The sequence below is a fragment of the Paracidobacterium acidisoli genome (assembly GCF_003428625.2).
GTDB lineage: Bacteria > Acidobacteriota > Terriglobia > Terriglobales > Acidobacteriaceae > Paracidobacterium > Paracidobacterium acidisoli.
Window position 1 is genome coordinate 277,577 of sequence record NZ_QVQT02000004.1, and the last position, 25,518, is coordinate 303,094.

A 25,518-nucleotide genomic window follows, 5' to 3' on the forward strand; every position below is an offset into this window, starting at 1 on the left:
CCGCCCGCCGCGCAGGCGCCGCCGGAGGCTGTGGTTACAGCCCCGGCCGGCCCGACGACTTGTAAATCTCCGAGATCAGCTCGACATCCCGCAGACCCTCTTCGCCCGCCGTCTTCGGTGTTTTGTTCTCGAAGACGCAGCTTGCAAAGTAATTGGCTTCGTTCACAAACTGTGACGGGTCGCGCGCGGGATTCAGCTCGTCGATGTTCTCGTGATTCGGCAGCTGTGCCGTCAGATGCTGTCCCTGGTATCCGAAGGCCGACTCCATCTCCAGCGTGCCCTTCGATCCATGCACGCGGTAAAACCCGTTCATGCCCGCGCCATACGACGTGTTGCAGCTCGCGACGATGCCGGAAGGAAACTTCATCGTCCACGAGACATTCTCTTCCACTTCGTTAAAGCGGCCGTCATGGTCGATCACCGACGACACCGCCTTGATCTCCGCCGGCTCCTCGCCCGTCAGATACCGGCATCCGTTCAGCGAGTAGACTCCCATATCCATCAGCGGACCGCCGCCCGCCAGCTTCTTGTCCAGCCGCCACTCGCCCGCGCGAATGTTGAAGCCGTTCGCGCTCTCGATCGCCTGAATCGTGCCCAGCTTTCCGCTGCGAATCAGCTCGATCGCCCGCAGGTTCGACGGCTCATACTGGCACCGGTAGGCGATCATCAGCTTCACGTTCGCCTCTTTGCACGCCGCAATCATCGCCCTGCAGTCGTCCACCGACGTGGCCATCGGCTTCTCGCACAGCACATGCTTGCCCGCCTTCGCCGCGCGAATCGTATATTCGGCGTGCATGCTGTTCGGCAGCGCAATGTACACCGCATCGATGTTCCTGTTATGCGCAATCTCGTCCATGTTGTCGTAGCTGTAGATCGCGCTGCTCGGCACGCCGTACAGCGCCGCCTGCTGCTCCGCCTTGGGACGGTGCCCGCTCACCAGCGCCGTAATCACCGACGTCTGCGTCGTCTTTACGGCAGGCATAAAGTGGTCCATCGAGATGCGGCCCAGGGCCACAATGCACCAGCGAAGACGCTGCGGCTCAGGCGGCGCTTCAGCGCCCGATGCATCCAGCCTGGGGAACCAGGGCGAAACAGCGGCAAGACCGGCAAGGCGATTGAACTGGCGGCGCGTAAAAGGCATCGAGGCTCTCCTGAATCGTTTTACCTTGAGCAAACTGCCTCTGGAGAATACGCCCCGCCCCACTCCATCTTCAAATGCGCATCGCACGCGATGCTGCGTTTTACGTCGCCCCGCAAAAATGCAAAGCCGGATTCAGAGCCATCTCCGGCTATCGGCAAATCTATCCCCGCGCCGCATCATCGCCGGAACTCTCCGCCGCCAGGCGCAGCCGCTGATTGCGTTCCAGCAGCTCCGCCACCAGCAGCCGCAGATGCAGATTCTGCGCTTCCAGCTCGCGGTTCCGTGCCTCCAGCTCCGTCACTCGCTCCACTCCCATATCCGCCCCGGCAACTCGCTCAGACAGATTCGATTCCTCTGGCTGCGTCATCCAGAATCTCCGCGATCTTCGCTATCTGTTCCTTCGTCAGGTCACCCTGCGCAAAGCGCAGCTTCAGCGCCAGCTTCATGTTGTGCATCGCGCGCATCAGCTTCGGCGAACGCCCTTTTCCGAAGGCCTCGCCCGCCTGGTTCAACCGTGCAAACAGAGCATCCACGCGCGCTCGGCTTGCCTTCAGCTCCTCCCGGCCCGCATCGGTAATCGCGTACAGCTTCTTGCCGCCCTCCGCCGAAGTCACCGTTGCAAAGCCCTCTTCCTCAAGCAGCGTCAGCGTCGGATACACCACCCCGGCACTCGGCGAATACGCGCCTTCCAGCTTTTCTCCGATCGCCTTGATCATCTCGTATCCATAGCTCGGCTTCTCCGCAATCATCTGCAGAATCACCAGCCGCAGCTCGCCCGGATCGAACAGCCGTCCGCCGAACTCCCCGCCGAAGCGTCCCCATCCGCGCCCGCGAAAGCCGCCCGGCTCCGCCCAGAAGCCGTGTCTGCCTCCGTGGAAATGCCTCTGATACCCGTGGCAGGCTTCGCCCCCCTCTTCCTCCACCCATTGTCTGAACTTCTCACGAAACATCTCAATACTCCTTCGTACTTTCTAAGATATATCTTAAGATATATCGCGGATGGTTTTGGATGCAGCTTTTTACGATTCTTCCCCGAACCCGCCCCGCCTCGTGAAAAACTGTACCCTGCAGCCCATCCCCTTTACCCTGTCAGGAAGATGGTCCCACGCCTTCTCCTCATCGGCGTTCTCGCTCTTTTCTTTGCCGCTCCGGCTCGCCCCTTCGCTCGCCATCCGCAGGACACCGGTTTTCTCAACCGCTCCGTTCTCATCAACGGCGTCCAGCACCACTACATGGTCTATCTGCCGGAGAACTGGAACCCCCACGACCGCTGGCCCATGATCCTCTTCCTTCACGGCTCCGGCGAGCGCGGTGTCGAAGGCATGGACCAGATCCAGATCGGCCTCCCCTCCGCTATCCGTCTTCACCCCGAGCGCTGGCCCTTCATCGTCGTCATGCCCCAGGTTCCCTTCAGCCACCATCACTGGACCGATCCCGACATGATGCAGCTCGCCATCTCCACTCTCGACGCCGAGACGAAGGAGTTCCACGGAGACCGAGACCGCACCTACCTCACCGGCCTTTCGCTCGGCGGCTACGGCGTCTGGGAGATCGCCAAAGATTACCCGCACCGCTTCGCCGCCATCGTTCCCGTCTGCGGCGGCATCTTCTGGTCCTATGCGCCCTCGCGCTGGCACGACCTGCACACGCTGCCCGCCGACTACGTGCGCTCCATCGGCCGTACGCCCGTCTGGATCTTCCACGGCGCCGGCGACCCCATCGTCCCGCCCCGCGAGGCCGTCATCATGTTCCAGGCCCTCAAGGCCGCCGGAGGCAATGTGCGCTTCTGGCAGTACTCCGGAGTCCGCCACAATGTCTGGGACAAGGCCTACGCCGAGCCGCAGCTCCCCCGCTGGCTGCTCGCCCAGCGTCTCAGCGCCATTCCCCGCCTCGTGCCCGCTTCCGAGCAGATCCTCGTGCCTCTCCACCCGGTTCCGGCCCGCGTCAGCCTCGCGCTCTATGACGAGTACTCCGGCGAATACCAGGACCAGGGCGTCACCATCGAGACCATCTTCCGCACCGGCGACCGGCTCATGGCCCGCAATCGCGTCGGAGACATGATCGAGCTCCTGCCCGAGAGCGCCGCCACCTGGTTTTACCCCACCGGCTCGCCCACCCGCCTCACCTTCGAGCGCGACTCCGAAGGGCGCGTCTCCGGCATCCGCTTCCGCGACGACCGCCACGAAGAATTCTGGGAAAAAAAGCGCTGATTCCGCCCACCTCGATATGGCTGCCCATTCCGATATCACAATGGACCAGTACCGCTGAATGATCTCGCCTGTTGACCTGCGCAGACCGCCGGCAGTGTGCGGATTCTGCGTGCCTGGGACAATGCTGTGGCGCTTCTCATCTTCAGCCCGTCTCTTCTGAGCATTTATGGGGAGTGAGTCGCTTTGCGTCGTTCTGTATCAGCGCACAGCTTCAAAGCCCGTCCTGAGCGAAGCTGAAGGGTGCCGCAAATCGATGAAAATTCATCCAGGCTTCAGACCCTGATGGGAAGCAGGCTGCTGCACTCAGGATCATTGCTTGCCTTTCAACCCGATTTCCGGTAGACGTGAGTTGCGGGCTGTGCGCATTGGTCGCGATCCTGCTTGCGTCACGTTCCTGGGTTTCGGGAACCTGCCTCTTCAGGAACGGAGGAGTATCCGTAGATGCCTTTTGCCGAAAAGTCGATTCGCGCCTTCCGCGAACAGTTTCACCCTTTGTTCTATCTGCGAAAGTCGAAGCTCGGACGCGGAGCCATCCGTCTCGTGGATCGCCCCGCATGGATCTCGGTTCCCGGCGTTGGTTTCCCGGTGCGCGGCCTTCTGGTTACCCATGGCCTGGCCTTTGCTGCCACAGGCTCGCAGGAACCGAGCTGCGAGGCTCTCGTCCTGTCCTGCGTGCGTCATCTGGAGCTGCGCTCCTTCTGGGATGTAGGCGCAAATATCGGCCATTACACGTGGCTGCTGAAGACTGCTGTACCGCATCTGAGCGTGGTGCTGTTCGAGGCGCTGCCGGCAAATGCCGCTCTGATTCGGCAGACACTGGATCGCTGCAGCTTTCCGGATATCACTCTGGTGAGCGCCGGCGTCAGCGAACAGGCAGGTACCGCCCTGCTTCGCACCAATGCCGTCGCCGGAGCCACTTCTTCCCTGGAATCCGAAGGAGCCACCTTTGAGGAGCGGCACTGGGGCGTTCCCGCCGGCACCCTCTCCATCCCCCTCGTCTCCATCGATGAACAGCGGGCGCACCACGGATCGATTGACCTGATGAAGATCGATGTGGAAGGCCATGAGGCTGCGGTCCTGCGAGGCGCGCAGCAGACCATCGACTCCGATCAGCCCATCCTCTTTGTCGAATGCGGTCACCCGAATCATGCCTGTCTTCTCTCCCTTGAAAACCAGGGATATCGCATCATCGATGCCGACCATCTCACTACGGATCTTCGGCCCGATGTCTCCATTTCAAATTACTTCGGCTTTCCCTCTCGCTTTTCCTCTCAGGTCGATGAGGTACTCGCCGCTGCGCGAGATCTTACGGCGCAGAACCGGCGGAACACGGCATAAATCTGCTGCTGATCAGACGGCGCCTCGATTCCGTTACCCTCGTAAGTGCCTGTTTTTACTTACTCTGCGATACACTTCTCGCCATCCGGCCCGGCAGGCCTGAACGAGGAGAATATATGGGCGGTGCGGTCCAGAACTACTTCCACACCAAAACACAGCACCTCAAAGGGGCATCCCAGCGCCAGCGGCTGCAGACCGGCGGCGGCGCCAATGTGGGCTGGGTCGTCACCCGTCCCGGAGCCCAGTTAGCTGCGAACGATCATGCCGCGGCGCAGTGGGTCCTCGACGAGACGTATCAGATTCTGCCCATCCTCATTCAGCGGCTCAACCTCTGGCAAAACCAGAACCCGGTCCCGCCCGATGTCGAGCGCCTCGTCCACGTCTACTTCAAAATTGCCGACAATCTGACGAATGTTGAGCTCAGAGCGGTCCTCAACCAGATCGGCCAGCGGTACATGCAGATATGGGCCGGCATCCAGGCCGACCAGGAGCTCCAGATCGTCGACACTTCGCTGCGCGGCACCGTCAGCGGCTACATCAATCCTCACTTCTTCGAAGACGCAAACCAGCCCATGAAGGGGCGCATCCACCTTAATTTTCAGCGCATGGCCGTGAATGATGCCGATACTTTTCGTTTTTTCATTCACGAGGCCAGCCATAAATTTGCCCGGACCGCCGACCACAACGGCGGCTGCTACTTCATCGGCACAGCCCTCTTCGAGGCGTGGGAGGCCCATCGCGCCGTCATCCCCGCTCATCCTGTTCCCTGGGGACCCAGCACAGCCGCGCTTACCGCCCAGCAGGCCATCACCCACGCCGACAGCTACGGCTGCTTCGCCGAAAATTTTCGCGTCCTGCGCGCGGCGCGCCCCAACGCTCCCTGGGTCTGAGCAAATCCCTCAGCTCATATCAGCAATGACGTGGAATCCGGATGCCCCATGTCCGTCTGTCGGACATGGGACTGGGAACTCTTCACTTTGTCATCCCGAGCGAAGTCGAGGGATCTGCATTTGCTTCTCATGAATGGGGTGTTCGCAGGACCCGGGTGCCCCACCTTCGCGAACCGGGGTCCCCGGCGCACGCGGTGTTCGTGCGCGGGGGTGGGGAAGCTAAGGTGGGACGAAAATCGGATGCCCCATGTCCGTCTGTCGGACATGGGACTGGGAACTCTTCCCCTTGTCATCCCGAGCGAAGCCGAGGGATCTGCATTTTCATATCGGAGAAAACGAAAGGGTGCCCCACGAAGACAAACCCCCGCCCGCACTCTACCGGCATTTTTTTTTATCCCCTCAGCCTCATCCCGCATTCAAACCGTCCTTCATTTCCACGTCCTCTCCGCCTCCTGTGCAAACTGCGGATAAGCCCTCCGCTGTGGATCACCCGCCTTTACGGAGACCGCTCCCGCAGCGCCCCGGACCGTGCTTTCCACTCCCGGCAGCCGCTTTCCACACCCTTCGCAAAGCCTCCTGTTCATAACGAGGAGAACCGGGGTGGCATTTCGCGTCTTTTCCCCCGCTTTCCTGCTTTTGCGAATCCGCCGTCACCGGTTTTCTAAAACCGGTACATATTCCGGAGCCGCTCTCCATGCGGTTTTGCCGCGGCTTTCCACTTTTCCGCACCGAACGGCTGCTACGGCGGGATAAATACATACTCAAAAACAGGTAGTACCCGTAGCCGTTGCCAACCGGGCCGCGGCTCAGCACGAAAGGCTCGTCCTGCCTGGCCGTTTGCCGCGTCCCCCACACAGAATCCCTGTTTTCCAGAGAGCGCAAATAGGGGTTTTCTCACTAGAATGGAGCCGTCTGCACTTGCTGCGCCGGAATCGATCCCTCGCGTGGTATACAGTGAGGCAAACGTATCGTCGGCGCTTCGCCCGGAAACGGGCCCGAACGCCGCAGCAGCCTTGGGGAGGCACAGCATGCTGGTGGGAGTCGAACAGGAGAAAACCGTACAGGGGGCATCCATGGAGATCAGCGTCAGCCGTCAGGACCTGCTTCGCGAACTGACCGCCACGCAGAGTGTCGTCGAGCGCAAAACGACCATTCCCATCCTCTCCAACTTCCTCTTCGAGGCCGGAGACGACGGCATCACCATCACCGCGACCGATCTCGACCAGAGCATCCGCACCACCTGCGCCGCAAAGGTCAAAAAGCCCGGCTCCTGCACCATCCCCGCGCGCAAGCTGTACGACTACATCAAGCTGTTGCCCGAGGGCGATATCTCGATCAAGCTTCTCGATAACCACTGGGTGCAGATCCGCTCCGGCCGCTCCAACACGAAGATGGTCGGCATGGCCCGCGCCAACTTCCCGCAGGTGCCGGAGTTCCCCGAAGCCAGCATCACCCGCATCCCGGTCGCTTCCCTGAAGAGCCTGATATCCAAAACCATCTTCGCCATCTCGAACGAGGAGTCGCGCTACACCCTCAACGGCGCGCTGCTCATCCTCAAGGCCGAATCCATCGCCATGGTCGCCACCGACGGTCATCGCCTCGCTCACATCGAGAAGAGCGGCGAAGACTTCCCCGGCATCGGTCCGGAAAAGAAGACCCTCATCCCGCGCAAAGCGCTCTCCGAGCTGCAGTCTCTGCTCTCGAATACCGACGCCGAGGCCCTCGACTTTGCCGATGACGATCACACCCTCTACTTCCGCATCGGCGCTCGCGTGCTCACCAGCCGCAAGCTCACCGGCCAGTTCCCCAATTACGAGGCGGTCCTGCCCCGCGACAACAACAAGTTCGTCGTCGTGCGCAGTGAAGATCTCTCCGGCTCCATCCAGCGCGTCGCCCAGTTCGCCGACGAGCGCTCCGGCGCCATCCGCATTCGCATCGAGCAGAACGAGCTGAAGATCTCATCGTCCTCGACCGAGACCGGCGAATCCGAAGACACCATCGACAGCCCCTACACCTTCGATCCCATCGTCGTCGGCTTCAACTCCGCCTATCTCCTTGACTTCCTCAAAGCCATCGGCAACACCGGCGAAGTTCGCCTTGAGTTCAAGGACTCGCAGTCGGCCGGCCAGATGCGCCCCGAAGATGGCTCCGAAGATTACAAGTACCGCTACATCATCATGCCCATGCGCATCTGACTCCTTCGCGGAGGGCGGAAGACAAAGCCGCCGGAACATACACGCGTGCCGCAGAAATACGTATCCCGCAAAGGCCCGGAAACCCTCCGGGCCTTTTTTGATCTTCAGTCTGTACCCGTCTGCGGGCCGCGATCCATCCAGCGCGACAGGCGCTTACAGGGGCGCCGGACATGCCCGGCCTGGCATTCAGCCTTCCCTCTCAGGCCTCTGATTTCATAATCTGTTTGCAGGGGTATCTGTCATAATCAACAAGCCTTCCCCGATTCTGAGCTGAGAGGAAATTTTGGGAGCGTCGGTAAAGAGCCATTACATTCCCACGCTGGATGGTCTCCGCGCCGTCTCCATTATCCTTGTCATCGTCTCTCACTGCGTGAACCCGAAGACCAGCCACCGGCTCGTTGAAATGGGTCACGTCGGCGTTCTGATGTTTTTTGCTCTGAGCGGCTTTCTTATTACCACCCGGCTTCTGCAGGAATACACCGCCGCCGGCCGTATCTCGCTCAGAAACTTCTACGTGCGGCGCATCTTTCGTATCCTGCCGCCTTCGCTCTTTTATCTGGGTGTCATTTCGATTCTGGCCGCGTCCGGTCTTATCCAGTGCAGCTGGCGAGCCATCCGTTCCGCGCTCTTTCTCTATACGAACTACGCCCAGTACGGTGACATGGGATGGAAGATCGGCCACTTCTGGTCGCTCTCCGTCGAGGAGCACTTCTATCTCTTCTGGCCTGCTCTGCTGATTCTCTTCGGTGTCCGCCGGGGTCAGAAGACAGCGGCGGCGCTCGCCGGTCTGGTCATCACCTGGCGCATCGTAGACGATCGCTACGAACTCCTCGCCCGTCTGTTTCACAACCCAAACCTCGCCTTTCACGGCAACCGCACCGACCTCATCGCCGATGCCCTGCTCTGGGGCTGCTGTCTCGCGTTTTACTACCACCCTCGCATGCGCTTCTCGCTCTCTCCGGCCTGGAGCACAGCCATAGTCCTTTCCGCAGCAGCTCTTCTGACAGCGCTCTTCTCCTGGCACATCAATCACGGAACCATCCTTGCCCAGGCTCTGCCCACGGTGATCCTCGGCGGCCTGGTCGCCGCTCCCAATGCCCCCATCGGACGGCTCCTCGAGCTTCCGCTGCTCCGCTACATCGGAAGAATCTCCTACAGCCTCTATATCTGGCAGCAGCTCTTTGTCGGCCAGTCCGGTCTGCTGATTCCCCTTTCCCTGCTCGGTCTTCTGGCCTGCGCGCTCTTCAGCTATTACGTGATCGAGCAGCCCTCCATTCGCTATGGACGCAGATTTCTCTCCCGCAGCACCGCTGCGCCGCTCCCGTCCGCCGGCGCACAGCAGCCCCAGCCCCAGTCCCGCTCTGCGCACAGCGTTCCTGAAAACGTCTGATATCGGCAGTTTCTGCCGCGCTTCCGGAAAATCTCCCCGCCTTCCGTCTGCATCCTCGTTCCGGATGTCAGAACCAGGGTGCCGGTCGTAATCTTGTCCGGCTCCGGTCTCTGTGGCACAATTTGCCGGCACGGGAAGGGCGGGATCAAATGCCTTACGACCGCGGTAAACTCAGCGTCGCTCACGGAAACCTGCGCGTGATGTATCTCAACCACGGCATCGTGACCGTCCAGAGCACCTTTCAGCTTCCCGGACCGCCTCCACCCTCTCTGAACGCGCCTGGCCGCGGCTTTCGCGAGCGCAGAAAGTTCGACCCTCGCCAGGTCGCCGTTATGGGCAAAATGGTGCAGGATCTCGATGAATTCGAGCTCGATTTCGACGCCGCCAATCCCTACATGGCAAGCGATCTCATCTCTGGTCCCGAGTTCGTCTTCCACGGCAGCAAGCAGACCTGGGATGTGATCTACGAGAGCGGCGGCCTGCAGTCCCTCGGTGACAACACCAGCATCTCGCAGCACGTTCACAACAGCACCGCCGCGCAGAGCAGCTACGTCTCCGGAACACGTGCCCTCTCGGTCGCTCACAGCTTTGCCAGCGGCGGCCTCAACAAAACCGTGGGAGAATACGGCTTCGTCTATATGTTTCACATCGACGGCGGCATCGTGATGGGCAACGGCCACAACCACAATCAGGCCGAGGTCGCCGGCCTCGGCAAAGTTCCCATCCGCGACATCCTCATGTTCAAGTGGCTCGCGCAGCCGCGCAAAATCTATCTGAATCTTGAGTACACAGCCACGCCCACCCCGCCCCTTCTCATCCAGAACTGCCTTACCGCCATCGGCGGCGGCGCCACTCCCTGAATCGATCTCTTCTTCCCATAGACGTTCGAGGGGAGTATGCTTTCTTCCCATAGATGTTCGAGGGGAAGAACGCAATGGCTGAAAAACCCCAAGAAGCAGTGCGTCGAAGGCGCGATCGCCGGAACGGCCAGTCCGCCGGCGACATGCTGCAGGGCACGCTCGACATGCTCATCCTGCGCACGCTTGTCATGGGACCCGCGCACGGCCACACCATCGCCGGCGTCATCGAGCACACGTCGGAGAACACGCTCGAAGTCGAGCAGGGGTCGCTCTATCCCGCGCTGCACCGCCTCGAAGACCGCGGCCTGCTTGCCTCCGAGTGGGGCGTGAGCGAAAACAACCGCAAAGCGAAGTTCTACCGCCTCACCCCCAAAGGCCGGCGCCATCTCGCCGCGCAAACCAGCCGCTGGCGGCAGATGACCCGCGCCATCGGTCTCATTCTTGGAGAGCACGCCAAGTAAATCGCCGAGCCAATCTTCGTGGAGCCGATCCGGATCGCCCCCCGGTCCGATCGCAGAGGGAGAAGCTGCCGTGAATCCTCGCCGCTATACGCATCGCGAAAAGAAAGACGCCGACCTCGCTGAAGAGATCGAGTCCCACCTCGCCCACGAGCAGGACGCGAACACCGGCCGCGGCCTTCCCTCGGAAGAAGCCCGCCGCCAGGCACGCCTGAAGTTCGGCAACCCGCGCTCCACGCGCGAAGCGGTCTGGCGCTATCGCTCTCTGCCCTGGCTCGACGATGCATGGCGCGACTTCCGCTTCGCTCTGCGCTCTCTCGCCAAAACCCCCGGCTTCGCCCTCATCGCCATCGCGGTCATTGCCGTCGGCATCGGCGCAAACACGGCCGTCTTCTCCGTCATCAACACCGTCCTGCTCAAACCGCTCACCTATCCTGACCCGCAGTCGCTCGTCATGCTCATGAACTCCGGCCCGCGTGGAACATTCCCCGGCGCCAATGTGCCGAAATTCAATATCTGGCGCCAGCAGACCAGCATCTTCAGCGTGGTTGCCGCCTACGATCGTGGCGGAGCCGGCCTCAATCTTACCGGCGGCAGTGAGCCGGAGCAGATTCAGGGCGTCCACGTCTCCGCCGGCTACTTCCGCCTCTTCGGCGCGCCGCTCGCCGCCGGACGCACCTTCACCGCTGCGGAAGACAGCCCCAACGGCGGCCGCGTCGTCGTGCTCAGCTACGGCCTCTGGAAGCGCCGCTACGGCGCCAACCCATCTGTTATCGGCCGCACCATTCAGCTCGACAATCAGCCTTATCTCGTCGTCGGTGTCATCGGCCGCGGCTTCGTCACCGAAGCGCCCGCCGATCTCTGGCTGCCCTGGCAGTTCGACATGGCCTCGCACGACATGGCGCATTACTTTGTGGTCTCCGCGCGCCTCAGGCCCGGCGTCACCATCCCCAGCCTCATGCTCATCCGCGCCACCGCGCGTAAGCGCGAGCTCGCCACCCGCTCCGCCCTCGGCGCCGGCCGCTGGCAGATCGTCCGCCAGCTTCTCATCGAAAGCCTCACGCTGTCGCTCACCGGAGGCGTTCTGGGGCTCATCCTTGGCTTCACCGGCGTGCGCCTGCTGCTGGCCATCGCTCCCGGCGGCATCCCGCGCATCGGCGAAGACGGCTCCGCCGTCACCCTCGACGCGCATGTGCTGCTCTTCACTCTCGGCGTCTCGGTCCTCACCGGCATTCTCTTCGGACTCGTGCCCGCCCTCAGCGCCTCGCGCCCCAACCTCGCCGCCACGCTCAACGAAAGCAGTAGCCGCTCCGGAGTCGGCTTCCGCAGCGGCCGTATTCGCTCGCTCCTCGTCATCAGCGAGATGGCGCTCGCCCTCATCCTCGTCATCGGAGCCGCGCTCTTCATCCGCACCTTTATGAAGCTCCAGGGCGTCGACCCCGGCTTCGATCCGCACAACGTTCTCACCCTTGCCATGTCCGTCAGCGGCGACCGCTTCCGGAAAACAGCCTCCGTCGAGCAGGTCATCCGCGCAGGCACCGAGCGCCTCGCCTCAGTTCCCGGAGTGGCTGGCGCCGCCGCCGGAAACGGCCTGCCGCTCCAGGGCGCCTTCGGTATGAGCTTCGACGTTGTCGGACGCCCGAAGGGCAATACGCCGTTTACCGGCATCGTCGGGTACTATTCCGTCTCCTGGAACTACTTCGATACCTTCAGAATCCCTCTTCTGCGCGGCCGCAGCTTCACCGATCGGGACGACGGCTCCGCTCCCGGCGTCGTCATCATCAACGAAGCGATGGCAAAGCAGTACTGGCCCAAAGGCGATCCGCTCGGAGACCGTCTGCAGAAAGGGGTCGGCGCCGGCCCCGTCTTTGCCGAGCCGCCGCGCCAGATCATCGGCATCGTCGGCGACACGCGCGATGAGGGTCTGAATCGCGATGCCGCCCCCACCATGTACATTCCCATCGCCCAGATGCCGGATGCGGAAACAGTGCTCAATGCTCGCGTCGTGCCGCTCTGGTGGGTTATCCGCAGTAATGGAGATCCGCACGCCCTCGCTGCCCCCGTTACGGCTGCCCTTCGCGAAGCCAGCGGCGGTCTGCCCGTCGCGCACGTCCGCACTATGGATGAGGTCGAAGTCGGCGTCACCTCGCGCCAGCGCTTCAACATGCTGCTCCTGACCGTATTCGGATTATCCGGCCTGCTCATGGCCGCCATCGGCATCTACGGCCTCATGGCTTACTCGGTCCAGCAGCGCACGCAGGAGATGGGCATCCGCATGGCCCTCGGCGCGCAAGCCTCGAACATCCGCAACATGGTCATCCGCCAGGGCATGTTCCTTGCCGTCATCGGCGTCGCCCTTGGCATCGGCGGAGCCTTCTGGCTCACCCGCTTCATCGCCGGCTTCCTCTTCGGCGTCAAAGCCTGGGACCCGCTGGCCTTCATCGCCACGCCGCTGCTGCTCTGCTGCGTCGCGCTCTTCGCCGTCTGGATTCCCGCCCGCCGCGCCACCCGCGTCGATCCCATGACCGCTCTGCGCTTCGAGTAAAATGATCGGTTCGCCGCTAGGCGATTGTTTTCCCGATGTGCGCAGATCAGTGAGCCAGTTGCATTGCCTCTCGCCTTCTTCGCAATGGTAGCCAGTGGAATGCATTGCGCGCCTTCTCAATTTCTGCTTCGAGACGGCAAGGAGAAGCATTGTCGTCCAGTCTCGATTCGAAGATGAGAGCGGCTTGCTGTGGGATAAAACTGCTAAGCCTGCTGTATGCGCTGACAGAAGCTTCACTCAGTGGGATATGCCGACTTGCCGTATTTACCTCGCTGATATGAACCTGCACCAGACGTTCGGCAAACCGGGAGAGCATAAAATAGGCTTCAACCATGCTTGAGTCAAACTGCCTAGCGTGGGCTACATCAAGACAAAACATGGCCTCCGGCAGCTGATTAAAAATGCCGCTCAATTCCTGAGCTGTTCGGCCTGTCTTCTTCCGAGAGTCCATATTTTCAATGCAGACAGTACTTCCCAGCTCTCTCCAAAGCTCAAAGTTGTGGATACTGTCGGGATGCACTACTACATGGAACGAGTGATTGTTCAGGTGTTGCAGAGCATTCACAATCTGGAGCTCCTCATTTTCTGTGAAGATGCTCGGAGCATGAATGGAAACGTAATTGTATCGAGCAAGATCAAGTAGAGGTATAGATTCAATCAGAGGTATGAACTCAGGAAAGCGAAGAGCAGAAAGTTCAATAGCGTTGGTTGCTGTTGAGCTCAAAATAGCGAGAGCCTGATGAAAGTCAGCTAGAGCTATTGCCCCTGTCGAAAAGCCATAATGAGCCATCAGAATACCCCATACTTGATAGTCAGTTGAGAAAGCAGACCGCCATCTCTTTGAAGAAAAATCTTTTCTATCGCTTCCTGGAATTTGTGGCTTTCATTGCGTGCTTCATTGTAGATGTCGTCTGTTGCCATCATCTCGGGTTGTAGCTTTTCAAGTGTTTCCCGCTTTTCTTTGTCAGAAAGCAGAGCCACAAAATAGTTGTACGCATGCAGAAAATCTTTTACTGCCGCTTCTTCTGAAATCTTCAGATGCATAAAGCACTTCGAAACTAAATCCAATGGAGGAATATCGGCGATCTGCGTCAAAAAAGCGATCAGTTGGAGACCGCGTTCTTTCGGCGTTTTAGTGTTCCAGGCGTTTAACACAGATTCGTCATTTTCCCAGAGACTGAATGAAAAGCAAGTGATTAAGCCAGCAAGAAACAGGAGTTTTCTTGAAAATCTGAGCTTGATATTCCTCAACGCAAAACCCTTGCTGTTTCGCTCGCGTCTTTTGGTCTGAAAGTCAACTGTCATTGTCCGCCAATAACGGGTAACGTCGTTGAGAAGAAAGCGAGGGACGTGTTCCTTATGTTTCCCGTTCAGAAAACTTTCGTCTTCAAAGACATAACGCGACAGAATATTTCGAATGACCCGGTTGCGCACTGCATTGCCATATAGCGATGAAGACTCCAGCAAGAGAAGGAGCCGTTGTGTCGTATTGGCATTGGTATCGTCAGCCCCTCCGATCTGATGAATCAGATCATGACTAAATGACAGATTGCCGAATGCTCCAGTTGCATTGGGTGTCTTATAGTCTTTGTCTATTAAGCGTCGAATATCGTGTACCAAATCTATATCCTGAGTCGCTGCGATACCATCAACGAGAAGAGTCCAGTCAACATCACTGTTTTCCCGGCCAGTAAATTCATTTCTGGCCAAAGAACCAAAGACCACAATCGAGCGGTCACTATCATCGCCACCCGCCAGTATTCCTGATGTTTCAATGTCTTTGGAGAGTTGGCTTTTGGTAGCGAGAGCGCTCTCATGTGCAGTTTTAATTGCATCGGCGCGGAGATTCAGCTGTGATAGCAATTTGAGAAGAGGACTTTTGCTGAGAATTTCTTGGTTCATGGATATGCGTAGTCTGATATAGAAAATTTCATCCTACACGCAAAAGCATGGTTGAAAATTTCAGCTTTGAAGTCGCATACTTTCAATCCCTATGCTTTTCTTCCCGCTGTTTCGAACTCTTCCCCCACCCATTCCGTAAAGGCGTGTGAGCTCTGCGGCCGCCCCAGAAATCTCTCGACAATCTCTTTGCCCGGCATCGAGCCGCCCGGCTCCAGCACCGTGCGCCGGTACTTCATCGCCACCGGGCTCTCCAGCAGATCGCCGCCCGCAAACTCGCCGAAGAAATCCAGCGCGATCACCTTGTCGTAGAGATACGTGTAGTAATTCGACGAATACCCCGTCAGGTGCGTAAAGCTCGCATACATGCGGTTGCCGTCGATCCACGCGTACGGCTGAAAGCGCGTATACAGATCGTGCAGCAGCCGGTCCGGATCGACCTCCGCCGGCTCCAGCCGGTGCGTCTCGAGCGAATACGTCGTATAGAAGAGCTGCGTCCTTACCCAGTCCGCGCGTCCAAACGCTCCCGCCCGGTTCATCCTCTGTACCAGCTCCGCCGGAATCGCCTCATCCGTCTCGTAGTGGTGTGCAAAGGTCGCCAGCAGCGCCGGATCGCGGAAGAACTCCTCCAGCATCTGCGACGGTACCTCGATAAAGTCCCCCTCCGTCGCAATGCCGCTGATCCCCGCCCACCGCTGCCGTCCTCCCAGCAGCGCATGCATCAGGTGCCCGAACTCGTGGAAGTACGTCACCACATCCGAGTACTGCAGCAGCCCCGGATTTCCCTCCGCCGCCTCGGGAAAATTGCAGATGAGCGCCGCCTCCGGCAGCTGCTTCCCGCGAATGCCCGGAATCAGCGGATGCGCCGAAAACCACTTGTCCTTGCCCTCGCGCGGGTGCATGTCCAGATAGAACCGTCCCACCTTCTCCGCGCCGCCGTTTTTCGTTTCCCCGTCCGTTTTCTCGTAGACCTCCCACGCGCTCACCGACGGATGCCACACACCCGGCGACTCCACCCGCTCGAACCGCACCTGGAACAGCTTCTCCGCCGTCGCCAGCACGCCCTTCTCCACGCGCTCATACGGAAAGTACGGTCGCACCGACTGCGAATCGAAATCGAATGCCGACCTCCGGTACTGCTCCACCCAGTAGGCCCGGCTCGCCGCGTCGATCTGCGTCAGCCCCGGCTGCTGATCCGTTTCCGGCTGCTTCCGCGCAAACTCCAGGATCATTCCGTATTCGCGCTCCGCCCCCGCCCTCGTCGCCTGGTCCAGGTCGTCGAGAAAGGCCTGCATATTCGCCGCTGACTCCATCATCTGGTCCGCCGTCGCCAGATCGGCCCATGTCGCAAAGCCCAGAATCCCCGCCATCTCCCGGCGCACCGCCAGCAGATCCAGCAGCACCTGCCGGTTTGCCGGAAACGCCCTCGTGTTGTAGGCCAGAAACATCCTGCGCCGCAGATCGTTCGATTTCGCAAAGGTCATCACCGGCAGATAATCCGGAAAATCCGTCGTCAGCGTAATCGTCCCGTCCGCCGCCGGCGCGTGCGCTTTGCGGTAATCCTCCGGCAGCCCTTCCAGCTCCGCCGGATCGTTCACCACCACCGTATTCACGTTCTCCTGCACATGGCGGCCAAAGGTCAGCGACAGCAGAGTCGCCTTGTCCTGCAGCTCTCTGATCTTCGCCCGCGTCTCGTCATCCTTGTCCACGCCCGCCAGCCGGTACTGCAGCAGCGTCCGGTCCAGATAATGCCGCGTCGCCGCATCCTCGCCGGCCGCGTCCACCGCGCTCAGCGCCTGGTAAACCTGCTGGTGCAGCGCCAACTGCACCCCCGCCTGCGCGATCTTCTGGATCAGCGCCTGCGCCGTATCCCGAATCGCCTTCTCCGGATACACGCTGTCCAGCAGCCCCGTCTGCGATCCCGCCGCCGACAGCTCCGCCACCGCCTCGTCATAGGCGCGCAGCGTATTCCCGGCCGTCCGCGTCTCTGTCACCGCCAGCAGCCGGTCAATCGCCTGCTGATGCCGTCCCAGCCGCTCCTCGACCCATGCCTCCACGCTCGCCGAAGTGGCCAGGCCCTCGCCCTTCGGGTTCCAGGGATGGGAAGAGCCCGCAAAGGCCCCAAAATCGCTTCCAGCTTCACGCACCGATTCGCTCATACAGAAAATCCGCCTTCCCAGCAGCCTATCGCACGGCGGCCCTGCCGTCTTCCACCCCTCACCGGCCTTTGCAGTCGTGAGTCCTGGTGTTATCGCGCCGCATCTCTCGTGGGGAGAGTATCTTAAGTATTGGTTTCGTGCCGTCCGGAGCGGGCTGATCCCGCAGCTTTCAGTCACTCTCCCCGGCACCGGCGCACGGATTACGGTTGCTTTCTTTACAGCCTCGGAGAAATCCACTAATATGCCGCAATTGCAGCCAATGAAAGCAGTTCCCACAACTCCCGCCACCACCGGCGTCCTCGATCACATTCCAGGGTCGGTCTCTACGCATTTTCTTCGCTCCCGCATCGGTAAGGTCTGCGTCGCCATCATCGGGTCGACCCCTGCCGAAATGATCGAAAAAGCGGCCGAAGCCATGCGGGAGAATACCTTCCTCGAATTCCGCCTCGACTATCTGCCCAATCCGCTCGCCGCCATTCCGAAGCTGAAGCAGTTTCTCTACGAACATGGAGAAATCACGGCCATCGCCACCTGCCGCCGCACCATCAGCGGAGGCAAGTTCAAAGGCTCCATCGCCGCCGAGCTCGAAATCCTCGAAAAATCGGCCGCCGCCGGCTGTCAGCTCGTCGACCTCGAGCTCCAGACCGCCGAGCACCTGAAGCAGCCTCAGATTGAAATACTTCGCAGCCAGGGCGCCGCGCTCATCATCAGCTACCACGATTTCGAATCCACCAAAGACCTCGACGGCATCTTCGATCGCATCCAGCCCTACCTGCCCGAGTTCGTCAAGATCGTCTCCACCGCGAAGACCCTCTCCGACAACGTGACCATGATGCGCTTCCTCGAGCGCACCCGCGACAAGGCCAACGTCATCGGCATCTGCATGGGAGAGCAGGGCATCATCAGCCGCGTCCTCGGCCTCCGCGCCGGCAGCATCTTTACCTTCGCCGCCGCCCATGTCGGAGAAGAGACCGGTCCCGGCCAGATCGCCGCCCGCACCCTCCGCGAGACCTACCGCATCGACCAGCTCGACGCCGGAACCCGCGTCTACGGCGTCGCCGGCAACCCCATTAAGCACTCGCTCTCGCCGCTGATGCTCAACATGGCCTTCCGCCGCGAGACCGTCAACGCCGTCTTTCTCGCCCTGCAGACCACGAAGCTCAGCGACCTGCTCACCCTCGTCCGCGAAGTCCCTCTGCACGGCCTGGCCGTCACCATGCCGCTCAAGGAAGAGATCCTGAAGCACCTTGAGAAGACCGACGCCATCTCCGAAAAAATCGGTGCCTGCAACACCATGGTCCGCGCTCAGGACGGCAGACTCTTCGGCTTCAATACGGATGTCGCCGCCATGATCCGGCCCCTCGAGCGGCGCCTGCCGCTGAAGGGCGCGAAGGTGCTCGTCCTCGGCGCCGGCGGAGCCGCGCGCGCCGCCGTCTTCGGCCTGAAGGAAAAAGGTGCCGAGGTCTTCATCCTCAACCGTAGTGCCGAGGCCGCCCAGACCCTTGCCCGCCAGGCGAAGGCAAAGACCATCAAACGCGATCAGGTGGCAAAGTCCAGCTTCGACGCCATCATCAACGCCACGCCCTCCGGCATGCACGGCGTCAAACCGGCCAGCATCCTGGAGCCGAATGAGATCAACGCCCGCATCGTCTTCGACATGGTCTACAACCCCATCGACACGCCTCTGATCCGGATGGCCCGCGAAAAGGGGCTGCCCGTCATCACCGGCGTCGAGATGTTCGTCTACCAGGGCGCTCGCCAGTTCGAGATCTGGACCGGCAAGCCCGCCCCGGAAGAAGAGATGCTGCGTGTCGTGGTACACGCGCTGCGTCAGCAGGCCGCCGCCCATCCCCCCGAGCCGGCGTCGAAAGAGAAAGAGCACCCTGCGAAGGCGGAACCACACCCCCGCCCGGCTTCGCCCGCCAGACACCCTGAAAAACCGGTGAAGGCAGTCGCCGAAAAATCAGGAAAGACGGTCGCCGAAAAGCCGATAAAGGCAGTGAAGGCGGTAAAGCCCTCCGCCAACGGTTCGAAGGCGGCGTCAAAGCCGGCAGCCAAAAAGAAATCACGCTGACGGCGGTGAGCGGTCCGTGAAAATGCGGCTGCGCGGATAACTGCTTTGTCCCAGGCAGGTTCTATAGTGATAGCAGGCAGTCGTCTATGAAGTACGAGACATCATCTGGTCACGGTCGGCGTCGCGGTGAGTCGGCGGTCGACAGGCTCATCGAGCTTGCGACGGATGAAAAACCCTCCGCCGCTGCGCCGAAGGAAATCGAGCGTGCGCCGCACGAGTTCTTCGTCAATGTTCCCGATACCGGCGCGCACGACGGGAAGGACCTCGAAGAGAATCCAATGTGGAAGATGCTCCTGCAGTTCAAAAGCGTGCTTCCCTATGTGGCCCGCCTGCTGCCTCTGCTCGATCTCGGCGCCGCGCACGCGCAGTCCTCCGCGCTCTCGACGGAAGTGAAGCAGCACGTCGGCGAGCTGCAGACCTCGCAGCGCGACCTGCGCCTCGCCCTTCAGGATCAGACCCTCCAGCTCAAACGTTTTGAAGAGCAGGTCACGCGCGTCCGCGAGGCCACCGAGCGCAACGCCTTCGAGCACTCCGAGCTCGTCGAAGACGTCAAATCCATTCATTCCCTCATCAGGACCGTCACCGGAGTGCTCGGTACGCTCCTCGTCATCCTCATCGTCATGGTGGGATTCCTGATCTTCCACTTCACGCATCTTCTGCGCTAAGCCATATCGGCATAGCGCGAACAACCGGGTGCCCCACCTTCGCGAGCCGAGGTGGAAAGCTAAGGTGGAGGCGTCATCGCTTTGTATCAGGGCACGGCTTCAGCCGTGCCGAACCGGCCTCAAAGGACCGGGCTTCAGCCCCTGTACAACATAACCACGAAGCGCTTCCGTCTCGCGCCAGCGAGACCCGATAGAAGCACCGGGCTTTAGCCCGGTGAACAGGCAGACAAAAGGAAAGGGGCTTTAGCCTCCGGCTCCCCAAAAACACGAAATCACCGGGTGAGACACCTCACGGTGTCTTCCGCCGCACCTCAATCAGATCCAGCTCCCGCTCCAGCGTCCGCAGCACCTCGTCGCTGATGCGGTTCTCGTCGCGAAGCTGCATCGCCGTCGTCCTCTCGATCGAGCGCAGCCGCCCCGTAACCCTTCGCCACGCCGACAACTGGCTCGCCGTCGGGGAAGGATCGTCGCCGGCCTCGCTCTGTAGCACCGCCAGCCGCCTCTGGTAGTGCTCCTTCAGATCGCTCAGAATCGAGTCGTCCAGCGGAGCCGCTCTGCCGTGGTCCGCCTTTGCCTCCGTCTCGCCGCTCACCGTGTCCAGATACTTCAGCGCGGCTCCGATCATGCGGCAGCGCGCCTCGCGCTCTTCCAGATGAACGTCATCCTCCGTCGCCGCCAGCCCCAGCCACCGGATCAGCGGCGGCAGGCTGAACCCCTGCACCACCAGCGTCACCAGAATCACCGCGAAGGCAAAAAAGATAATCACGTTGCGATGCGGAAACGGCTGCCCGTTATCGAGCTCCTCCGGCAATGAAATCGCTGCCGCCAGGCACAGCACCCCGCGCATCCCCGCCCAGCCGATCAGAAACGTGCCGCGGACCGAAGGATAGCTCGTGCCCTGGTGCAGCACCCGGTTCCGAATCCACCACGCGATGCGCGCGCCGGGAAAGATCCAGATCAGCCGCACCGCAATCACCAGCACCACGAACAGCGCGGCATCGCGCATCAGCTGCATGCGGCTTATATCGCGAATCCCGCTCATGATTCGCGGCAGCTGCAGGCCGATCAGGATGAACGCAAAGCTGTTCAGAACGAAATCGATCGTGTTCCACACCGCCGACGACTCCAGCCGCGCCTCTGTCGTAAACGCCACCGACCGCATCCGTCCCAGGTAAAGTCCGCACGCCACCGTCGCCAGCGCGCCCGAGGTATGCAATGCCTCCGCGCCCAGCCACGCCAGATACGGCGTGATCAGTGTGATCGTGATCTCGACCGGCGGATCGGTGACATAGCGCTGCGCCAGCTGTATCAGCTTGCCCACCACCAGCCCCACGATCACTCCGCCAATCACCAGCACCAGCAGCCGTGTCAGCCCCACAGCAAAGGTCGGCCGCTCGCCGGTCACCACCAGCCCCACAGCAAACTCGAGCGCAAGCAGGCCGCTCGCGTCATTGACCAGGCTCTCGCCCTCCAGCACATCGGTAATCTGCCGCGGCAGTCCGGCGCGCCGCGCAATCGCGGTCGTCGCAATCGCATCGGTCGTGCACACCACCGCTCCCAGCACCGCGCCCGTCCGCGCATCGAATCCCGGCAGCAGCCACGGCGCGCACAGCGCAATGCACAGCACCGTGAAGCCCACCAGCCCGAACGCGAGCAGCAGTATGCTCACCAGGTTGTAGCGAAAGTCGCGCCACGACGTGTTGAACGCCGCGGCAAAGATCAGCGGAGGAAGCAGCACCAGAAAGATCAGGTCCGGATCGAGCGAGACCCGCGGCAGCCCCGGAATCAGCGACAGCACCAGCCCGCCGATCACCAGAATCAGCGGATACGGACGCTGCATGCGCCGCGCCAGCGTCGCCAGCCCGATCACCGCCAGCATCACGAATATCAGAACGATTTCGACGCGATGGATTCCCGCAAACTGCACATGCACCTCCACCTGCCTCGGCCGAAGAGGATGTGTCTATCCCTGCCTGTCCGGTTCGATGACGGTCAGCCCTTCCACGCAGGTAAAATGCCGCCTGTTGAAGGTGGCGACACTGCTGCCTCGCTCCAGCGCCGTAGCCGCAACGACCAGGTCATAATAACCGATCATGCCGCCCGCGCTTTCGAGAGCTGCCCACAGACGCGCATGTTCATAAGCTGTCTGCTCGGTATACGGGATCACCGGCAGCACCTGAAGAAGAGTCTCAAGATAATGCCGTCGCTGCGCGCGATGCCTTCCCGCAGCCCGTTCCACTCCGTGCCGGAGCTCGGCCACCGTAATCGCGGCGATTTCAAACTGCTCCTCGGCGCGGGATGCTACCCACCGCCCCAGATCGAACGTGCCCCGTTCACCGCCGATGATAACGTCAGCGTCAAGAATTATGGCCATCTGGTCTTCGGAGCCTTCAGTGCTCTGCGCGCCGTTTTCAGATCATCGATCCAGGCAGCGGACTCCCCGGGATCCAGTCTGGCCGAAGCAAGCGACTCAGCCAGATCGCGCCCGGTACAACACTGTTCCTGATCCGGGATGAGGCGAGCCACCGGAGCGCCGCTTTTGAGCAGAGTGAACGAAACGTTCTGATAACGGGCGCGATTGACGCAATCGGCAAAATTGCGCGCCGCTTCCGTCACGCTGATTCTGGTCGATTTCATAAAATCAGATTATCAGAGAATGTGATTTCATCAAGCGGATCAGCCACTCGCCCACCGCCGCTTCCAGGAATCGAAACAACCGGCCCGGCATCTTTTAAAATCAAGTTATGTCGTATCTCGCGGCAATGGAAAGCCTTTCTGCCCTGGCTGGAGAGCTGCATCCGGTCCCCGGACAGCCCCGTCGCAAATTCCGTCTCGAAGAGATGGGCATTCTCGTCGAAGCTCTCGGGCATCCCGAGCGCCTGTTCCCCTCCGTGCTCATCGCCGGCACCAACGGCAAAGGATCGACCTCCGCAACGCTCGCGTCCATCCTGCAGGCCTCCGGTCTGCGCACCGGCCTTTACACCTCGCCTCATCTCTCCCGCGTCAATGAGCGCGTACGAATCGATGGCGAATCCATCAGCGACGACGACTTCGCGAAATATTACTTTCGCGTCGATGACTGCGCGCGCCGTCTCGTCACCGAAGGAGCCCTGCCCGTCCATCCCAGCTACTTCGAATCGATGACCGCGCTTGCCTTCCTCGCTTTCGCCGAGGCAAAGGTCGACATCGCCGTTCTGGAAGTCGGCATGGGCGGCCGCCTCGATGCAACCAACATCGTCGAGCCCCTGCTCTCCGTCATCACCGACATCTCGCTCGACCACACTGAGTGGCTCGGCAGCACCATCTCCGCCATCGCCCGCGAAAAGGCCGGAATCATGCGCCCCGGCGGTATCCTCGTCACCCTGCCGCAGCATCCCGAGGCCAATCAGGTCATCGGAGAAGTCGCCGTCTCTCTCGATGTGCGCGGAGTCAACGCCGCCGAATACATGCCGCACTATGGCGCGGGCCGCATTGCTGACGAAGAAAGCGAATCGTCCTTCCGCAATCGCTACACCATTCAGCTCATGGGCGAGCCGGTCGAGATCGATTCGCCGCTCGGCGGCTCGCATCAGCAGCGGAACATCGCTCTCGCCATTGCCACCGCCGTCGAATTGAGCAAAAACAGCGCATTCCAATTACGTAACAACAATAGTTACAAATTAACGCCCGCCAGTATCGCCGAGGGGATTCACCGCGCCCGCTGGCCCGGTCGTCTCGAGCGCTTCACTGTTCCTGAAAAAGCGGATGTGCTGTTGGACGTGGCCCACAATCCGGCCGGTGCCTGGGCGCTTCGCTCTGCGCTCTCGCATCTCCATCCCGAGCCGCCATCGATGACGCTCGTCTTCGGCTGCCTGCGAGACAAAGCTATCGGCGAGATGGCCCAGATCCTCTTTCCTCTCTTCGATCGGGTGATCCTCACTGCCGTCGACTCACCCCGCTCCACCTCCCTCGAAGATCTGCGCACCGCAGCCGCCACGACCGGCGTCCCCTTCGTCGAAGCGCCAGAAGCCTCCGATGCGCTTACCAGAGCTCTTGCCACCACTCCGGCCGGTGGCCTCATCGTCATCGCCGGCTCTGTCTATCTCGTAGGCGCGCTGCGGCCTCGCCTGGCGGGCGCGGAATGAAACCACTCGGGCCCCGGCCGAACCCGCTTCCGCTGACCGAGCGAGTGATAAGCTATTGCCTTCGCGCTCCTCTGGTCTTTGCCGCGACCGGGTTCTATGGCAGCCTCTCGCTCGTCGCCTCTCTCTTCGACAGCAGCGGAAAGTGGCAGCACCGCATCGCGCAGATCTGGGGACGCGCCCTGGTTTCCATCAGCGGCGCAAAGCTGACCGTCATTCATCCGGAGCGTCTGAAGCCGCAGGTCGCCGTCTACGTCTGCAATCACCTCTCCTACATGGACACGCCGGTCATCTTCGGCTCGCTGCCCTTTCAGTTCCGCATCGTCGCCCGGCACGATCTCTGGAAGCTGCCCTTCATCGGCTGGTATCTCCGCCGCTCCGGCCAGGTACCGGTCAATGTGAACAATCCCCGCGCCTCCATCTCCAGTCTGTCGAGTGCTGCCCGAACCCTGAACGAGGGTATGCCGCTCTTTATCTTTCCCGAAGGCGGGCGCTCCGAGAGCGGTCATCTCGCGCCGTTTTTGAATGGCCCCGCGTTTATGGCCATTCGCGCTCAGGTGCCGCTGGTGCCGCTCGCTCTGGTGGGAACCCATGAGCTCATGCCCATCCACGCCGGCACGCTTCATCCGGTGCCCATCGCGCTTGTCGTGGGAGAACCCATCGCCACCACTGGCTATACCATGAAGCAGATCGACGAGCTGACCACGCGTCTCGAGCAGAAGATCGCCGAAATGTATTATCAGTACTCTTGGCTGGCCCCGCTCGCCTCTTCCACGCCGTCCGTTTACGAGCCGGTCATGGACCCCGCCACCGTCCCGCAGGATCGATCCCTATGAAATCGCCCCGAATCGCCATCCCCGAGCCCACCTCCGCTGATCCGGAATACAACCAGCGCGCCTGGCCTCAGTATGCGCATGCCGTTGAAGCCTCCGGGGGAATTGCCGTAAAGGTCCCTCTCTCGTCCTCTCCGGCTGAGGTTGCCCGTCTCGCCGCATCCTGCGAGGGCGTGCTCCTTCCCGGCAGCCCCGCTGACGTGAACCCCCAGAAGTACGGCGAAGAGCCGGTCTCAAACTGCGCCGCCGCCGATCCCGCGCGGGAGGCCGTCGACGAGCTCCTTCTGCAGGACGCCTCGAATCTCCGCAAGCCCCTTCTCGGCATCTGCTATGGCTTTCAGTCTTTGAACGTCTGGCGCGGCGGAGCCCTTGTGCAGGACCTCCAGACCCCCGTCAATCACCGCCCCGGCCGTACCGTCCGCGAGGCTCACACCGTGCAGATCGGGGAAGGCTCCCGTCTCCGGGCGCTTCTGCACTCCGGACCCGAGCTTACCGTCAACAGCAGCCATCATCAGGCGGTAAAGACAGTCGGAGACGGGCTGATTCCCGCCGCCGTCAGCGCGAAGGATGGCGTGATCGAAGCCGCCGAAGGCAAAGGGGAAGAGTTTATTCTCGGAATCCAGTGGCATCCCGAGCGCTTCTTTGACGAAGACGAGGCATCGCACCGGCTTTTTCAGGCCTTTATCCATGCCGCCGCCGGCTGGGAGCTGCGCCCTATCCGGGAATCTCTCGCGGAGTAA

The 25,518-nt window shown here is 61.1% G+C and carries 22 protein-coding genes; 13 read left to right on the forward strand and 9 right to left on the reverse strand.

What is annotated here, in order from left to right; genetic code table 11:
• Window positions 1-34 precede the first annotated feature (34 nt).
• The 3 genes from D0Y96_RS12260 to D0Y96_RS12270 form a co-directional block, all read right to left on the reverse strand.
• Window positions 35-1,141 carry a Gfo/Idh/MocA family protein gene (locus D0Y96_RS12260; RefSeq protein ID WP_117300272.1) on the reverse strand — a complete coding sequence of 369 codons (1,107 nt, stop codon included), beginning with the start codon at window positions 1,139-1,141 and terminating at the stop codon, window positions 35-37.
• A gap of 160 nt (window positions 1,142-1,301) precedes the next feature.
• A complete protein-coding gene (locus D0Y96_RS12265) occupies window positions 1,302-1,508 on the reverse strand; it encodes a hypothetical protein (protein ID WP_147325043.1) in 207 nt (68 codons plus the stop codon).
• Complete coding sequence (locus D0Y96_RS12270; RefSeq protein WP_117300274.1) at window positions 1,477-2,091, reverse strand: PadR family transcriptional regulator; 615 nt, start codon at window positions 2,089-2,091, stop codon at window positions 1,477-1,479. Before D0Y96_RS12270 ends, D0Y96_RS12265 begins: the two co-directional genes overlap by 32 nt.
• 147 nt (window positions 2,092-2,238) lie before the next feature.
• On the opposite strand from D0Y96_RS12270, the gene D0Y96_RS12275 reads away from it, so the two are divergent.
• From D0Y96_RS12275 to D0Y96_RS12310, 8 genes are all read left to right on the forward strand, one after another.
• On the forward strand, window positions 2,239-3,351 hold the full coding sequence (locus D0Y96_RS12275) for a prolyl oligopeptidase family serine peptidase (RefSeq protein WP_158562367.1): 1,113 nt from the start codon (window positions 2,239-2,241) through the stop codon (window positions 3,349-3,351).
• Window positions 3,352-3,792: 441 nt separating this feature from the next.
• A complete protein-coding gene (locus D0Y96_RS12280; RefSeq protein WP_117300276.1) occupies window positions 3,793-4,689 on the forward strand; it encodes an FkbM family methyltransferase in 897 nt (298 codons plus the stop codon).
• 116 nt (window positions 4,690-4,805) lie between these two features.
• The gene (locus D0Y96_RS12285; RefSeq protein WP_117300278.1) at window positions 4,806-5,579 is read left to right on the forward strand and encodes a hypothetical protein; all 774 of its coding nucleotides are present in this window, start codon (window positions 4,806-4,808) and stop codon (window positions 5,577-5,579) included.
• A 1,028-nt stretch (window positions 5,580-6,607) separates the two neighbouring features.
• The gene (dnaN, locus tag D0Y96_RS12290; protein WP_252263731.1) at window positions 6,608-7,774 is read left to right on the forward strand and encodes a DNA polymerase III subunit beta; all 1,167 of its coding nucleotides are present in this window, start codon (window positions 6,608-6,610) and stop codon (window positions 7,772-7,774) included.
• A gap of 283 nt (window positions 7,775-8,057) precedes the next feature.
• Window positions 8,058-9,164 (forward strand): acyltransferase family protein, encoded by a 1,107-nt coding sequence (locus D0Y96_RS12295; RefSeq protein WP_158562368.1) that lies wholly within the window; start codon window positions 8,058-8,060, stop codon window positions 9,162-9,164.
• Window positions 9,165-9,313: 149 nt separating this feature from the next.
• Window positions 9,314-10,024 carry a hypothetical protein gene (locus D0Y96_RS12300; RefSeq protein ID WP_117300282.1) on the forward strand — a complete coding sequence of 237 codons (711 nt, stop codon included), beginning with the start codon at window positions 9,314-9,316 and terminating at the stop codon, window positions 10,022-10,024.
• Between the two features lie 143 nt (window positions 10,025-10,167).
• Complete coding sequence (locus tag D0Y96_RS12305; protein ID WP_117301031.1) at window positions 10,168-10,485, forward strand: PadR family transcriptional regulator; 318 nt, start codon at window positions 10,168-10,170, stop codon at window positions 10,483-10,485.
• Between the two features lie 70 nt (window positions 10,486-10,555).
• Window positions 10,556-13,027 carry an ABC transporter permease gene (locus D0Y96_RS12310; RefSeq protein WP_117300284.1) on the forward strand — a complete coding sequence of 824 codons (2,472 nt, stop codon included), beginning with the start codon at window positions 10,556-10,558 and terminating at the stop codon, window positions 13,025-13,027.
• Between the two features lie 46 nt (window positions 13,028-13,073).
• Here the strand turns inward: D0Y96_RS12310 and D0Y96_RS12315 are convergent, their stop codons facing one another.
• From D0Y96_RS12315 to D0Y96_RS12325, 3 genes are all read right to left on the reverse strand, one after another.
• Window positions 13,074-13,817, reverse strand: a complete 744-nt coding sequence (locus D0Y96_RS12315) for an apurinic/apyrimidinic endonuclease family protein (protein ID WP_117300286.1) — start codon at window positions 13,815-13,817, stop codon at window positions 13,074-13,076.
• A complete protein-coding gene (locus D0Y96_RS12320; RefSeq protein WP_117300288.1) occupies window positions 13,817-14,929 on the reverse strand; it encodes a nucleotidyltransferase domain-containing protein in 1,113 nt (370 codons plus the stop codon). Before D0Y96_RS12320 ends, D0Y96_RS12315 begins: the two co-directional genes overlap by 1 nt.
• Before the next feature lie 89 nt (window positions 14,930-15,018).
• Entirely contained in the window at window positions 15,019-17,085 is a 2,067-nt protein-coding gene (locus D0Y96_RS12325; RefSeq protein ID WP_117300290.1) for a M3 family metallopeptidase, read from the reverse strand.
• Between the two features lie 259 nt (window positions 17,086-17,344).
• Here D0Y96_RS12325 and aroE point away from each other — a divergent pair, with 259 nt between their 5' ends.
• Entirely contained in the window at window positions 17,345-19,159 is a 1,815-nt protein-coding gene (aroE, locus tag D0Y96_RS12330; protein WP_117300292.1) for a shikimate dehydrogenase, read from the forward strand.
• An 86-nt stretch (window positions 19,160-19,245) separates the two neighbouring features.
• Window positions 19,246-19,824 carry a hypothetical protein gene (locus D0Y96_RS12335; protein WP_117300294.1) on the forward strand — a complete coding sequence of 193 codons (579 nt, stop codon included), beginning with the start codon at window positions 19,246-19,248 and terminating at the stop codon, window positions 19,822-19,824.
• Between the two features lie 289 nt (window positions 19,825-20,113).
• Here D0Y96_RS12335 and D0Y96_RS12340 read toward each other — a convergent pair whose 3' ends face one another.
• Genes D0Y96_RS12340 through D0Y96_RS12350 form a run of 3 tightly spaced genes read right to left on the reverse strand, consistent with a single transcriptional unit; the run spans window position 20,114 to window position 22,461 of the window.
• Window positions 20,114-21,751 carry a Na+/H+ antiporter gene (locus tag D0Y96_RS12340; RefSeq protein WP_117301033.1) on the reverse strand — a complete coding sequence of 546 codons (1,638 nt, stop codon included), beginning with the start codon at window positions 21,749-21,751 and terminating at the stop codon, window positions 20,114-20,116.
• Between the two features lie 36 nt (window positions 21,752-21,787).
• Window positions 21,788-22,198 (reverse strand): PIN domain-containing protein, encoded by a 411-nt coding sequence (locus D0Y96_RS12345; protein ID WP_117300296.1) that lies wholly within the window; start codon window positions 22,196-22,198, stop codon window positions 21,788-21,790.
• Complete coding sequence (locus D0Y96_RS12350) at window positions 22,189-22,461, reverse strand: hypothetical protein (protein ID WP_117300298.1); 273 nt, start codon at window positions 22,459-22,461, stop codon at window positions 22,189-22,191. Before D0Y96_RS12350 ends, D0Y96_RS12345 begins: the two co-directional genes overlap by 10 nt.
• 107 nt (window positions 22,462-22,568) lie before the next feature.
• Between D0Y96_RS12350 and D0Y96_RS12355 the strand changes: the two genes are divergently transcribed.
• The 3 genes from D0Y96_RS12355 to D0Y96_RS12365 are packed head-to-tail and all read left to right on the forward strand — an operon-like array spanning window position 22,569 to window position 25,518.
• Window positions 22,569-23,948, forward strand: coding sequence for a bifunctional folylpolyglutamate synthase/dihydrofolate synthase (locus D0Y96_RS12355; protein ID WP_117300300.1), 1,380 nt, complete (start codon window positions 22,569-22,571; stop codon window positions 23,946-23,948).
• Window positions 23,945-24,781, forward strand: coding sequence for a lysophospholipid acyltransferase family protein (locus D0Y96_RS12360; RefSeq protein ID WP_117300302.1), 837 nt, complete (start codon window positions 23,945-23,947; stop codon window positions 24,779-24,781). Before D0Y96_RS12355 ends, D0Y96_RS12360 begins: the two co-directional genes overlap by 4 nt.
• Complete coding sequence (locus tag D0Y96_RS12365; protein ID WP_117300304.1) at window positions 24,778-25,518, forward strand: gamma-glutamyl-gamma-aminobutyrate hydrolase family protein; 741 nt, start codon at window positions 24,778-24,780, stop codon at window positions 25,516-25,518. Before D0Y96_RS12360 ends, D0Y96_RS12365 begins: the two co-directional genes overlap by 4 nt.